10 protein-coding genes are annotated in these 13,426 nt (G+C 39.6%); 9 read left to right on the forward strand and 1 reads right to left on the reverse strand.

The genetic code is table 11. From position 1 onward, the window contains the following. On the reverse strand, nucleotides 1–1,625 hold a 1,625-nt coding region (locus tag H5154_RS20030; RefSeq protein ID WP_182719394.1), incomplete at its 3' end, for a type VI secretion system Vgr family protein. Between the two features lie 314 nt (nucleotides 1,626–1,939). Here H5154_RS20030 and H5154_RS20035 point away from each other — a divergent pair. The 9 genes from H5154_RS20035 to tssC all read left to right on the forward strand — a co-directional run bounded on the left by H5154_RS20035 (nucleotide 1,940) and on the right by tssC (nucleotide 13,343). After that, the gene (locus H5154_RS20035; RefSeq protein WP_182719395.1) at nucleotides 1,940–2,359 is read left to right on the forward strand and encodes a hypothetical protein; all 420 of its coding nucleotides are present in this window, start codon (nucleotides 1,940–1,942) and stop codon (nucleotides 2,357–2,359) included. A gap of 34 nt (nucleotides 2,360–2,393) precedes the next feature. Beyond that, a complete protein-coding gene (tssJ, locus tag H5154_RS20040) occupies nucleotides 2,394–2,861 on the forward strand; it encodes a type VI secretion system lipoprotein TssJ (protein ID WP_145242499.1) in 468 nt (155 codons plus the stop codon). Further along, a complete protein-coding gene (gene tssK / locus H5154_RS20045; RefSeq protein ID WP_145242497.1) occupies nucleotides 2,861–4,201 on the forward strand; it encodes a type VI secretion system baseplate subunit TssK in 1,341 nt (446 codons plus the stop codon). Before tssJ ends, tssK begins: the two co-directional genes overlap by 1 nt. Nucleotides 4,202–4,214: 13 nt before the next feature. Further along, complete coding sequence (gene icmH / locus H5154_RS20050; RefSeq protein WP_182719396.1) at nucleotides 4,215–4,937, forward strand: type IVB secretion system protein IcmH/DotU; 723 nt, start codon at nucleotides 4,215–4,217, stop codon at nucleotides 4,935–4,937. Between the two features lie 9 nt (nucleotides 4,938–4,946). Further along, nucleotides 4,947–8,663 (forward strand): type VI secretion system membrane subunit TssM, encoded by a 3,717-nt coding sequence (gene tssM / locus H5154_RS20055; RefSeq protein WP_182719397.1) that lies wholly within the window; start codon nucleotides 4,947–4,949, stop codon nucleotides 8,661–8,663. 8 nt (nucleotides 8,664–8,671) lie between these two features. After that, the gene (gene tagF, locus H5154_RS20060) at nucleotides 8,672–9,664 is read left to right on the forward strand and encodes a type VI secretion system-associated protein TagF (protein WP_145242493.1); all 993 of its coding nucleotides are present in this window, start codon (nucleotides 8,672–8,674) and stop codon (nucleotides 9,662–9,664) included. Continuing rightward, on the forward strand, nucleotides 9,661–11,220 hold the full coding sequence (locus tag H5154_RS20065; RefSeq protein WP_182719398.1) for a TssA family type VI secretion system protein: 1,560 nt from the start codon (nucleotides 9,661–9,663) through the stop codon (nucleotides 11,218–11,220). Before tagF ends, H5154_RS20065 begins: the two co-directional genes overlap by 4 nt. Nucleotides 11,221–11,284: 64 nt before the next feature. Continuing rightward, nucleotides 11,285–11,806, forward strand: coding sequence for a type VI secretion system contractile sheath small subunit (gene tssB / locus H5154_RS20070; RefSeq protein ID WP_145242489.1), 522 nt, complete (start codon nucleotides 11,285–11,287; stop codon nucleotides 11,804–11,806). Nucleotides 11,807–11,816: 10 nt separating this feature from the next. Continuing rightward, nucleotides 11,817–13,343 (forward strand): type VI secretion system contractile sheath large subunit, encoded by a 1,527-nt coding sequence (gene tssC / locus H5154_RS20075; protein ID WP_145242487.1) that lies wholly within the window; start codon nucleotides 11,817–11,819, stop codon nucleotides 13,341–13,343. Nucleotides 13,344–13,426 lie beyond the last annotated feature (83 nt).

Genomic DNA, 13,426 nt, shown 5'->3' on the forward strand with positions numbered 1-13,426 from the left:
TGTTGTTTGAGTTCATTTTTAACATCAATAAATTGATTGTTCTTTATCACAAACTGTACATTGTTTTGCTCGGTTTCTAGGCATAAATCGCGCCCGGCGTGTAAGTTTATCGTCCCAAGTTGGCTGATCCATTCGATAAATTGGCGGCCTGATTGTTTAGCATTTAACTCAAAGTAATGTTCACTGGCGAGAGTTTGTAAAATGACTTTTGGCTCATTGTCGTCATCATCAAATAGTAGTTCGTTGTGGGCTGCGGTTAATAATCGGTTATGCGTTGGATTGGCGGCGGTTACAACGCTTGGTTGATCGCTATTTAGTGCAAAGCCCATAATGTAGGCGTGATTAGGGTCGTTGTTAATACAGCCTATTAGTACCTCTGAACCACCGACGAGTGGAAAGTGCCATCCAGTGGCCTGAGGTTGGTTTTGGCATGCATACAGCGCTAACTTTTGCAAGGCAGGGCTTGACTGCGTTAGTGGTCTGGCATTTTTGTCAAAATCAACGCGGGCTCGATATTGCCCGTTGTCATCAATAAATGCATTGCCGGTCAGTGATTCTACTTTCGCAGGAAATACCATCGGTTTTGCTTGATGGGGAATAGGGAGTGGCTTAAATGGCGTTCCTCGTTCAATGAATTGCGCTTTACAACTGTATTTAGAGAGCCCTTCATGGCTACTTTCGTCACTTGGTTGCTCGCTGAAGTGCTCGACTGCGATACAGAGTAAGTCACCACTGCTACCAATGCCGGTGTTATCACTTAATGAAATCGAACATCCCGCAAATAAATCACATACGTTACCGGTTAAGCTAATAACTTTATTTAAACTTGCGAGTGCACTACTAAAATTTTGTGCTTGATTAGTTGCGGCGGATTGCGATAACGCGCAGGGTTCAAAGAATGATTGGCTATTGCTGGCAACGGTATTAAATTGCCCATAGGCTGCACTGTTTGCAGTATTGTTATAAATAGACTCAGTAAGTTGAGCATGCATAAAGCCAACAAATTGCTCTCTGTGTTGGTTATTCATTCCAGCGCTACTGGTAACTTCTAAAACGCCGCGCTCAAGGTAGGGACTATTTAAATTACTGTCGCTTATCACCAGTATTTCAGCCGAGTCCTTGCTTTCAAACCAATAAAATAAACCATAGGAAGCCAGTAAACGATGAAAAAACTGCCAATTACTTTCCATTGCTTGTACACACTGAGACATATCAGCAAACGGTTGGGTAACTCTGAAATCTACTTGACCTTGAGAGTATCCGGCTTGTGATGCTAGGTAGTGTAAAACATCTTTTAAATTAACGCCGATAAATACTTTGCTATCTGAGGTGTTTTTTAGCGTACTCAATCGATCTTTTATGACGATATGATAGCGACGCTTGTTGTTGAATAACCCAAGATCGGTGCTTTGTGTTATGAGGCCAGCTTGGTGGCGATAGTAATTGTCTTTATTTACAAATGTAATTAAGGCCGACTGTAATAGTAAATCGTTTAAAGGTTCATCAGTGAGGGTGTCGAAAATCAGGTCAAACTCAAAGCTTTTATTTAAGCGTTCAATTCCTTTTACCTGAGTTACGTTCATTGTTTTGTCATTAATATCTAACAATAATCGTGATTGAGACATTTCCTTGTCCTTTGGCTACCTTGGTCGATAATGCGTGTAAAAATACACATTACTCTAACGATAATCAATAAAATATTTGTAATTAACGATATTTAGAGTATATGTAAATAGGTTCATAATATGTTCATTTTTAAAATTATATGGTGTTGTTGTTTTTGTTTGGAACAACTTTATTTGATAAATAGTTGTGTTTTTGCACTGGATTCAGTTGACATTTTAACAACTATGTTTGTATCATGCGCTAATTCTAAGGACTGAAGAATTACCGCGTTAGTGCACCTTTAAGCTGACTAAGTTAAATCAAGGATGATGAAATGAGAAAAAAAGATTTTATAAATCAGGTTGATAGCCTTTACTCCTTGGCTTGGTCTCTAACCTGCAACATCTCCTCTTTACTAGATCAAACAGGTATTCCTGCGCATCGTGTTTTTTCTGAATCCGTTCTAGATCAGTTTTTCTTCTTTTTGAATAATCCTCCAAAGAACGATGGAAACATTATTTTAATTAATGAAAATATATCTAGTTATATTCAAGAGTTAATAGTTTTAAATTCTAAATTAATATCTTCAATCGATCATGTTGTCATCAAGTCTCTAGCTGTTGAAAATCAAGAAAATAAAAGTTCAGGCTTTTTTTCTAGAATTTTAAATGGCAATCGCTGGTCCGATTGTGCGTCAGTGCGTTTTAATAGGGTTATTTGCCCTGTTTATGAAGAGATCCTTTGTAAAAACTGAATAATCAATTTTAAAATATCTAATGAGGTATTAAATGCGTTTTGCAATAAATAAAGTAATCTTAGCTGTGCTGTTAATGTCACTCACTGCGTGCATGAGCACTAATGTAGAGTTAGACATTACAGCAACAGATAATTTAAATTTAAATCAGTTTGATGAAGCACTTCCAGTGGTTCTCAGAGTGTATCAATTGTCTGATATTCAGAGCTTTAAAACAGCAACGTTTGAAGAACTTTGGAAGTCAGATAAATCAGTATTAGCAAATTCATTGATCACGTTAGAAGAACGCACTATTAATCCTGCCGAAAAAACAACGATCGCTTTTGAACAAGCTGAAAATGCTCGTTTTGTGGCAATTGTTGCGTTATTCAGAGACCGCCAAGGAGATAAATGGAAAACGTATTATCAATTAGGTGATGGTCCGGTTAAATTATCGACTGCATTAGATGTGCTGATCACAAATAATGAAGTGCAGTTGCCTGACGTGGATGAGGCACAGTAATGAGTACTAAAGCCCCCGTAAAACCCGTCTGGGCTGAAGGTGTATTATTAGCACAACACCATTTTCAGTTATTTGATGAGTATCATGAGCAAAATCAAATTGTAAGACAGCGACTTATTTCTCCATTGGTGTTTGGTATCCAGCATCTTGCAATTGATGAGTCAGCGTTATCGCGTGGGCTATTAAAAATTACTAGCTTCAAATTGTTACTTGAAAATGGTCGATTACTTGATTTTGATCGCCAACAACATGACGAATTAAAGCTGGAATTAGATCCTAACCTAGATGAAGTGATTATTTACATCGCGATTGCTGCCAATAAAATCGTCAGTAATATTGAGGGTTATGCAACAACCGGTCAGCTCAGTGCCTATCATGCAGACTATATTGAATTAAATGATGATCATGATGCTGCACGTAATCGTGAAGTGCTGATAGCGCACCCTAAATTTATATTATTAACAGATAGTGATGTAAAAACTTATTTTGATACTTTAGCGTGTTTGAAAATAGTCCGCGCAGAAGACGGCTCTTTTGTTGTTAATAAACACTTTGTACCACCACTGTTAAATATCAGTGCTTCGGTATATTTAACTGAGCTATTAAATCGCACCGCAAATTTAGTGAATGCGAAAGTCAATGTGTTGCTTAGTCGCAGGAAAAACTTTGGTTCAGTGACTGACTTTGGTCCAAACGAGATGAATAGCTTTTTATTACTTAATGCGATGGCACCTTCAGCAAAGCGGTTGGATCATTTAAAAAGTTTGTCATTAGTTCATCCAGAGCGTTTGTACTGTGAATTGGTTGATTTGATCAGCTCTGTATCGATGTTTGAACACAGTGATTTAGTAAACCAAGTCCCTCCTTATCAGCATAAACAACTCAGCCATGTATTTGGTAAGTTAGATGAGTTGCTAACTAAGCTACTTGAAGGTGTTGTGCCTAAGAAAATGGCTGGCCTTAAACTTGAAAAAATTTCCAATGCTATTCATCAGGTTGCGACTATTGACTCAGCAATTTTTGAGCATAACGACTTCTATCTCGCGGTTTATTTTGAAGCTGAGGATACTAAGTGGATTGAAACATTTAGCGACCAAGTTAAAGTTGGCGCAACTGAAAAACTCGATATTATGATTTCATCAGCCCTTGCAGGTGTTCAGCTAACTCACTGCCAACGGCCGCCAAATAAATTAGCAATAAAGAGTGGATATGAATATTTCCGTCTTGAATCACATGGTTACATTTGGCAGCAAATAATCGAAGAGCAGTCGTTAAGTTTATTTATTCCATTTGGTTTGCAAGCTGCGCAAATCGAAATAGTTACTGTCGCACGCAATTAAGTTAGGTGAAATGATGCAACAACAATCACAACAACAAGATTTAATCGCCTGTATATCACCGGTTATAAATGCGTTATCGCCATTAAAGCTCAAGCAATCAACCGATCTTGAGCTGAACGATTTTCGTGATCAGTTATTAAATAGTTTTGATGAGTTTGAGCGTAATTGTTATGCCCAACAAGTGACGACTAGTGTGATGCAAGAAGTAAAATTTGCTCTTACTGCAATGTGTGATGAGTTTGTAATGAGCTCCGGAGCGCATTTTCGTATGGACTGGATGTCACGACCGCTGCAGTTAGAGTTTTTTGGCAATAACCGTGCAGGTGAAGAGTTTTTTGAGCGTTTAGCGACTTTGCGTACTGGCGGTGAAAATAAATTTGCGGCGTTAGAAGTGTACTATATTTGTTTGCAATTGGGTTTTGAAGGTATCTATAAAGTTAAAGGAATAGAACAGCTTAAAGCTTTGATAGTTGACATTCGTGCACAAATTGAAGATGTCAAAGGCACGCCTAATGCACTGCTTTCTGATAATGGCGTACCTGCTGAAGGGTTTGCTATGAAAGTCGGTCGTAATGTCCCTTATTGGGTTATTCTGTCGATTTGTTTAGGCTCAATCGCTTCCCTATTTGCAGGCTTTCATTTTGTGATCAACAAGCAGGCTACACAGAGTACGCAAACCATAAGTAATCAGGTGGAAGTACTCACTCAATTGAATAAAACCAACGAGACACGATAAGGCAATACCATGCAAGGAAGAGTAAATAAAAGTGGCCTAGTGCATTTTTTACTGGGCTTAGTGTCATCTCGTGCCACAGGACAGTTGATCGGTCTAATTGCAGTGCTGAGCATTGTTTGGTTTGCTGGGCGCATGGTGGGCTTAGACACGACTGATAAAAAGCTGATTGCTATGGGAGCAGTTACGGCGGTATTCATTTTATTTATTTTTACTCGTTGGTTATGGACTAAGCGTTCTGGCGATAAGTTAGCTTCTGAACTTGCAAATCACAATGCGGGCTCAAGTGCTGAGCTTGATGAAATAAAAGAAAAAATGCAAGAAGCGTTAGGCTCATTAAAAGCATCGCACTTAGGCGCTGGCTATCGTGGTAATACCGCTCTTTATGCACTACCTTGGTATATGATCATTGGTCCATCAGCGACCGGTAAAAGTACTTTATTTGCTAACTCTGGATTACATTTTCCGTATTCAAACTCTAGCGAACTGCATATTCAAGGTTTTGGTGGCACACGTAACTGTGATTGGTGGTTTTCAGATCAAGCGATCTTAATTGACACCGCAGGACGTTACACAACTGAGCAATCAGAAAACAAAGAGTGGTTATCATTTTTAAATTTACTGAAAAAGTACCGCCCAAAATTACCTATCAATGGCGTAATGGTCGCAATTAGTGTAGCTGATGTTTTAACCTCTGACAGTGAAGAAATTCGCCAGCATGTAAAGTTAGTCCGTGAACGTATTGAAGAGTTGATCACGCAACTAGGTGTTATTTTCCCTGTTTATATCACTTTCACAAAAACCGATTTAATTAGTGGCTTTGAACCTTTTTTTAATGACTTATCTGAAAAAGAGCGCGAGCAAGTGTGGGGCGCATATTTACTTGATATTAGTGAAGATCAAAAAACCGATCCGGCTGAAATGTTCGAGCTCAGAATGGATGAATTATACGAACGTTTGTGCCAGCAACGTTTAAGTAAAGTGGCCCGTGAACGAAATGAGCATCGTAAACAGTTGATCCTTGATTTTCCTAATCAGTTTAAATCGGCCTCAACAAAACTAACCGAATTTGTAAACTTGCTATTTAAAGCGAATCCGTACCAAGAAGTTCCTTGGTTTGCAGGCGTGTATTTTACCTCAGGTACACAAGAGGGCACACCAATTGAGCGAATCACCAACGGTGTACGCGATCAATTTGGCGCGGTTGTGGTTGAACAAAAACAAGAAACAATCACCCAAAGCTATTTTATTAATCGCGTTTTTAATGATGTTGTTTTTAAACTACAAGATTTAACTCGGGGTAATCGTAAAAAGCGCCTAGTTGGGCGTTGGTTAAAAGGTTTAACTGTAACCACGGGGCTTGCCTCAATAGCGGCGATTACAGCGTTATTGATTACCTCATACACCAGTAATCAGTTATTGCTTAACCAAGGCGAAGCACGCGTGAAAGCGGTGGTTGAAGTTAATGTAAATAAGGCGAAGGCGGATCAAAAGCTAGCTGCAACACTTGCATTATTTGAGCATTATCAGGAGCTTGTAAGTTATGAAAAAAGCTTACCTTGGTATTTTATTTTTGGTATTTACGAAGGTGACGAAACAACTCAAAGTGTCGCGAATGTATTATTTAACCAGTTAAACCAATTGATCACACTTCCTGCTGAAAAACAGGTGTTAGCACAATTAAAACAGTATGAAAGTCGTTGGAACTCTGATGAGCCGGAGTCACGCGTAGGTATTCGACAACCTTATTACGAAGCACTTAAATTACATTTAATGCTAAGCACACACCCCGAACATAAAAATGATGAATTTGCTAAACAGCAGCTACTTAGTTTTATTAGTAATCACTTTAATATTGATTTAACAGCGCAACAAGATACACCCATTTATAGTCAATTAACTGCGTTGTTAGATGTGTACTTAGCTAATTTAGGTACTGATCTAGAGCATCCTGGGAAGATTAATTTTTGGCAAGCAAATGAAACCGCAATTTATACTGCGCGCGAAAGTTTAAATACTCAACCTGAGGCTGAGCCTCTGTATAAGCAAGTGATAACAAGCTTTGCTGAGCGCAAAAAAGCATTACAGCTTAATCAGTTTATGTCGGCTAATAACCGTGATGTATTAAAAAGTAGCTATGCAATTCCTTATGTATATACCAATGCTGGTTGGCAAGAATATGTCTATCCTGAAATTAAACGTATTTCACGGTTAGTGTTCTCAGGCGATTGGGTTATGGGCACCAGTAATGACGAAGGGCAAAATGCTGTAGATGAAGCACAAGCTGAGTCCTTAGCCAAAGCAATGCGTGCTTATTACTTTAAGGATTACGGTAATACTTGGTTCGAATTCTTAAATAGTATTCAAGTCCTAGCGTTTAGAGACTTAAACGATGCAAGTATTGATTTTGCTCGCCTTTCATCAAACGATGGCCCATTGATAGATTTAATGATGCTGGTGAACAATAACATAATGATTGCTGACGAACCTTCAGCCGTTACCGCGAATAATGACAAAATTGCGACCTTAGTTGCCGGTGCTGCCGACGTTGCGCAGAAAAAAGCAGCAAAAGGAAAGCTAGCTAAACAAGCTATTAACAGCCCTGATTTTTCACAAATGAGTACGGTTAGAGCGCCAGAGCTGGAATCTCGCTTTGCTGATTTACGCCGTTTTACACAAAACGATGATAATAAGCGCAGTTCTGATTACATGGGCCAGTACATTAGTTCATTAAGCAGCATCCACTCAGACATAAAAGCGATGGCGGCGAGTAATGAAGATGATGGCCAAGCTATGATTTTTGTCCAAGATTTACTCTCAGGTAATAATCAAACCAATGCTTTGCAGTCTTCATGGATCATCATTGAAAGCCAAACACGTGCTTTAGACCCACAAACAAAAGAAACGTTGGATACTCTTTTCAAAGCGCCTTTACAAGCGGGTATAGCCACAATTATGGCCAAAGCACGAAGCCAGTTAAATGAAGAGTGGGAAAACCAAGTTTATACAATGTACAGCAACAGCATCGCAGGAAAGTACCCATTTAACCTAAATGGACCTGATGCCGCGATTGCTGATGTGTCGGAGTTTTTAAACACTGAGTCGGGCATATTATGGAACTTTACTAACACTCAACTGAAACCTTTTATGAAAGTACGTCGTGGCGTATGGGAAGAAAAACAGTGGAATGGTGTTGGTATTGGCTTTAGTAAAGAATTACTCGATGGTTTAACAAAAGCAAATAAAGTAACACGTTCACTATTTACTAGTGGCACAGATTCTGCGGGCTTTAATTTTCAGATGATGCCAGTACCACAAAGAGGCATTCGTGAAACTTATTTAGGCTTTTCAGAGCAAGGTTATCGCTATCGTAATGAGCCGGAGGAGTGGCGTAACTTTTCTTGGCCTGGTCGTGGTGCTGCAGAAAAAGCGATTCTTTATGGTTTAGATAATAAAGGCAATCGAATTTCGATTGAGCAAGATGGTCCGTGGGCGCTACTTAAAGTGCTTAATAATGCTAATGTAAAATGGATAAAAGGCACTGAGTTCTTAGCTACATGGGAACTAACCGATAAGTCAGAACAGCAATTAACAGTACAGTTTTCCTTAAAATCAGGGCGTAATAGCGGTATTTTCTCAAAATATATGCTGACTTCGTTTGCTTTACCGAACTCGTTGTTTTCGAAATCGCCGCAATATGCGCAGTCGAATAATAATTCGGTACAGTAGGGGCGGTTATGTTTAATTTATTTTCTAAAAAGAAATCGCCGTTACTAGTAAAACAGTTTTCTTACGGTTATATGGGGAAAACACCAGTACGACCCGATTTTGTGAAGTTAAATATTTCATCGCGTGAATCAGTGGCATTTGATCATTGGTTACAAGAAGGATTTGCTCACCTTAATCGTGGTCGAAAGGCGAATAATGTTGCTGTACTTAATGGTGTTAAATCGTTGTTTTTTGTATCTGGGAACAGTGAAGACAGTAGTTTGCTTGGTATTTTACAACCAAGTAAAGATAGTAGTGGCCGTTTTTACCCTTTTAGCTCTTTTATACATAGCGGATTAGAAACTTATAAACGCCATCCAGCATTTTTGTTTTTATATGCTAGTCATGTGATTGAGCACTTAATTGGTGTGAATGATCGCATTAAAGAAGCGCCATCAATTGATGCGATGGCGGAACAAGCTCATGCTTATAACAAGGTTGCTGATGCGTTGAAGCAACAACCAAATTTAAATCAAGAGCTAGATAAACTGCGCATGATACCGATGAGTGTGCTGTGGCAGCATCTCCAGATGAATGATGTGCATAAGCGTGCTGTATTAATTGAAGAACTATCTGCAGTATTGAAGTCGATCGCAAATAGAGGCTGTCTACGCAGTCAATTTGGTATTCGTTTACCAATGCCACAGTTTAGTCATGAGAGCGCCTTGGTCGCTGGGTTTTGGCTGCATTTAATAGCATCTGTGGTTGCTGATCACAACTGGCAACCGTGGTTCTTTTATCAACTAGGGTGTGAAGATCATGCGCCTAGTTTAACGGTGTTTTGTCGTCCTGTATCGGCATCCTATTTTAGCTCGATTTGGTTAAATGAAGACAAATCAACACAAATTATTGATTTGACGAATTTACCATTGAGCAAAGTGCCAAGTGACTACAGTATTAATTTTGCCGATATGGATAACGTAAGTGTATACGATGCACTAAGACGATGGTGTAAAGCATGAGTTTAAAGCAACCACATACTCACAATAGCTGGCAACTATGGCTGGATGAACTTGCTGCACCATTGCAAGGTTTGCCGTGTGGCGAAGATTTAAAATACGAAGAAACATTTAAAAGTCTCAAAGCATCTTCATCGGGTGTTGGTGAGGTTGATTTTAAAGTGATGTTTATTCAAGCAACTGACTTATTACAGAATAAGAGTAAAGATTTACGTATTGTTAGTTACTTATGCTTAGCTGCAACCAGTGAATTTGGGGTGCAGGGGTTAATTAGTTCAATCAAATTGTTTAATAAGATATTGGCTGATTTTAGCAACGACGTACACCCACTTAAAGAGCGCATGCGCAGTGCTGTAAATACCTGGTTTTTACAGCAACAAGAACGTCTAAAAGGGATTTCGCAAAGTCATTCGGCAACCGCAGAACAATGGGCCGAACTAGATGCGGTATTAACCGATTACAACCAACACTCAGTACCATTATTAGATAGTGAATCAGGTCCTTTATCTACTTTAAACGAGTGGACTGACGAGCAAATGAAACGCAACCCAGTTGCAAAGGCAGTCGAGCCGTCAGTTGTTAGTAAAGACGATACTGAACAAGCACCAAGCGACGGTACACCGGCAATACATTCAACATCATCAGTGCACAGCTCTGTAAGTCAAGTTGCAAGTATTACGGTTGGTGATCTCAGCAGTGACACGGCTTATTTATCAGCTATTCGTGAATTACTGAATTTTGATAAAGAACAAAATAACATCGAGCGGGTGATTAAATTATCACGTGCTGCACGTTGGTCTGGGTTGAAAATACCGGCTAATGAAAATGGTAAAACACGCTTACCAGCACCAAGAGCTGCGGCTTTTGCACCGATTGAAAATGCACTTGCCAGTGAACAACCAGAGCAGGCACTCATGCTTGCTGAAGGCTTATTTATGGAAGGTGCGATGCAATTTAATCTCAACTTACAAATGTTGGTATTAAGTGCGTTAAAACAATTAAATAAAGGCAAGCTAAGTTACTGGCTTGAGCAGCAATTGATTAATTTAACTAGTCAGTTTCCGCTTTTAACTCATTTACAGTACGACGATGGCACAGGGTTATGCAGCCCAGCCAATAAAGAAACGTTACTTGAAATTAGCAATGCACAAACACCAGCAAGCAATAATTCGCAAGGCAATATTTTTGATGAACATTATAGCTTATTGGCTGATGAAGTAGTGCAAGGACAACTCAGTGCTGCGCTTAGCAAGGTTGAGCAATTAAGTACCCCTACCGGGTTTGACCAATCACAAAGCCAATTATTAAAAGCCAAGTTGTTACTTAAAGCGGAGCATTATGAACACGCTTTGGCAATTTTAACCGAATTACTTGAGCAAATTGAAACTTTTCAATTAGCGAAGTGGCAACAACATTTTTGCATGGAAGTATGGCGTTTTGCCAAACAATGTTACGCCAATCTGTCGTTGGCAGAAAGTGATGAAATGAGTTTAGCTGCTAAGCAAATTAGTCAGCGAATGATGGTAACCAATCCGGCTCAAGCAATAGCTTGGATTTAGTTACAAGAGCCTGACTAATGGGTCGAGGTTAATTGGAATTGATACAAACTGCAAAGGAAGAAACATGACAGATACATTTCAAAAAGAGATCCCAAGAGCTCGGATCAATATCTCTTTAGAGCTTGATACGGATGGCGCATCGCAAAAAAGCGAATTGCCACTAAAAATGCTGGTAATTGGTGATTACTCTAATGGTTTAAATACCCAAGACCTTGCTGAGCGTGAACGCGTAACAATCAATAAAAATAATATTGAGCAAGTGTTAAAAGATATGGCACCAAAGGCAAACTTTCAAGTTGCTAATAAGATCAAAGGCGATGGCGAGATCAACGTGAATTTACAGTTTGATTCGTTTAAATCGTTTGATCCAGAATCAGTTGCTTCACAGGTACCTGAGTTAAATAAAATGATGGCAATGCGTAACTTACTGCGTGACTTGAAATCGAATCTTTTGGATAACTCATCATTACGTAAAGAACTAGAGCGGGTATTACAAAACCAGCCAGAACTTGATGAGTTAAAAGCTAAGCTGGATGAAATTGCCCCGCTTGCTTCTGAAGACGAAAAACACCCAGTTACTGAATAAGGACGTTACCATGTCAATGCAAGAACAATTAAACGTTGCAGCTCATTCAATTGAGCAAGCTCCGGTATCAACCTACGAAAGCCTTTGTAACTTGGTCGATATTGCCCCAGTTGCAGATGAGATCAAATTAGACACTTTTCGTGATGCCAGCAACCTTGCTGAAACCCGTGCGAATGAGCGTTTAACAGCGGCAATCAATGTATTTTTAGATATGGCTGGCAGCAGCGGCCAAGAAGTTACGCGTATCGATAAGTTGTTGTTAGATGACTATATTGCGAAAGTTGATACGATTATCTCACAGCAGTTAGACCAGATTTTACATAATCCAAACTTCCAAAAAATGGAATCAGCTTGGCGTTCATTACGTTATTTAATTAATCGCACGCCAAACAATGCCAACATCAAAATCGAAATGCTCGACGTTGATAAAGAAACCCTGCGTGATGACTTTGAAGAAGCGCCTGATACCACGCAATCAGCATTGTACAAGCATGTTTATACCTCAGATTACGACACCCCAGGTGGCGAACCGGTATCGACTATGGTATCGAACTTTGAGTTTGATTGTTCAGCGCCAGATGTTTCATTACTACAAGAAATTTCACGCGTATCAGCTGCGGCGCACTGCCCATTTATGGGCAGCGTAGGACCTAAGTTTTTCTTGAAAGACTCACTTGATGAAGTATCTAAAATTCAAGATATTGGTTCGTACATGGAGCGTGCTGAATTTTTACGTTGGAAAAACTTCCGTGAATCAGAAGATTCACGCTACATCGGCCTAGCGTTCCCACGTTTCTTATTGCGCTTACCGTATGGTGAAACTAATCCACTGCGTAACTTTAACTACCAAGAAGATGTAAACAGTGAACACCATGAGCGCTATTTATGGGGTAACGCAACGTTTGCTTTTGCCGCCAATATTATTCGCAGTTTCCATGATAATGGTTGGGCAGTTAACATTCGTGGCCCACAGTCGGGCGGTAAAGTTGAGAATTTACCACTTCATTCATTCGAAGCAGGTAAAGGCTCAGAAACTAAGATCCCAACAGAAGTATTGATCTCAGAGACTAAAGAGCTTGAATTTGCTAACCAAGGGTTTATTCCACTTAGTTATTATAAAAATTCAGACTTTGCGTGTTTCTTCTCAGCTAATAGTGCGCAAAAGCCACAAGTGCTTGAAACGCCAGAAGCAACCTCAAACGCACGTATTAACTCGCGTTTACCGTATATCTTCTTAGTATCGCGCATTGCGCATTACTTAAAAGTGTTACAACGTGAAAACATAGGTTCTAGCAAACCACGCCACGAATTAGAGCAGCAGCTTAATGATTGGTTAGGTGCGTTAGTTACGAAAATGAACAACCCAGATGAGTCGTTAATTGCAACGCACCCATTAAAAGATGCCAAAGTGACTGTTGCTGAAATTCCGGGTAACCCTGGTTATTACCGCGTTAGTACTTACATAGTGCCGCATTTCCAAGTGGAAGGTATTGATGTGCGTTTGGCATTAGTAGGGCAGATGCCTGGCGAAAAATGAACTGCCAAGCCGCCGATGAAACGCATTTAACGCAGGCTTTTAAAGTGTAAATACGTCAATTTGGTGAGTAGCTGGTTGGTGTA

The organism is Pseudoalteromonas sp. SR44-5 (genome assembly GCF_014163675.1).
Classification (GTDB): domain Bacteria; phylum Pseudomonadota; class Gammaproteobacteria; order Enterobacterales; family Alteromonadaceae; genus Pseudoalteromonas; species Pseudoalteromonas rhizosphaerae.

Excerpts from the sequence above, each read along its gene's own strand:
- H5154_RS20035 (WP_182719395.1), top strand. The coding sequence starts at position 1,940 with ATGAGAAAAAAAGATTTTATAAATCAGGTTGATAGCCTTTACTCCTTG.
- tssJ (WP_145242499.1), top strand. The coding sequence starts at position 2,394 with ATGCGTTTTGCAATAAATAAAGTAATCTTAGCTGTGCTGTTAATGTCA.
- tssK (WP_145242497.1), top strand. The coding sequence starts at position 2,861 with ATGAGTACTAAAGCCCCCGTAAAACCCGTCTGGGCTGAAGGTGTATTA.
- icmH (WP_182719396.1), top strand. The coding sequence starts at position 4,215 with ATGCAACAACAATCACAACAACAAGATTTAATCGCCTGTATATCACCG.
- tssM (WP_182719397.1), top strand. The coding sequence starts at position 4,947 with ATGCAAGGAAGAGTAAATAAAAGTGGCCTAGTGCATTTTTTACTGGGC.
- tagF (WP_145242493.1), top strand. The coding sequence starts at position 8,672 with ATGTTTAATTTATTTTCTAAAAAGAAATCGCCGTTACTAGTAAAACAG.
- H5154_RS20065 (WP_182719398.1), top strand. The coding sequence starts at position 9,661 with ATGAGTTTAAAGCAACCACATACTCACAATAGCTGGCAACTATGGCTG.
- tssB (WP_145242489.1), top strand. The coding sequence starts at position 11,285 with ATGACAGATACATTTCAAAAAGAGATCCCAAGAGCTCGGATCAATATC.
- tssC (WP_145242487.1), top strand. The coding sequence starts at position 11,817 with ATGTCAATGCAAGAACAATTAAACGTTGCAGCTCATTCAATTGAGCAA.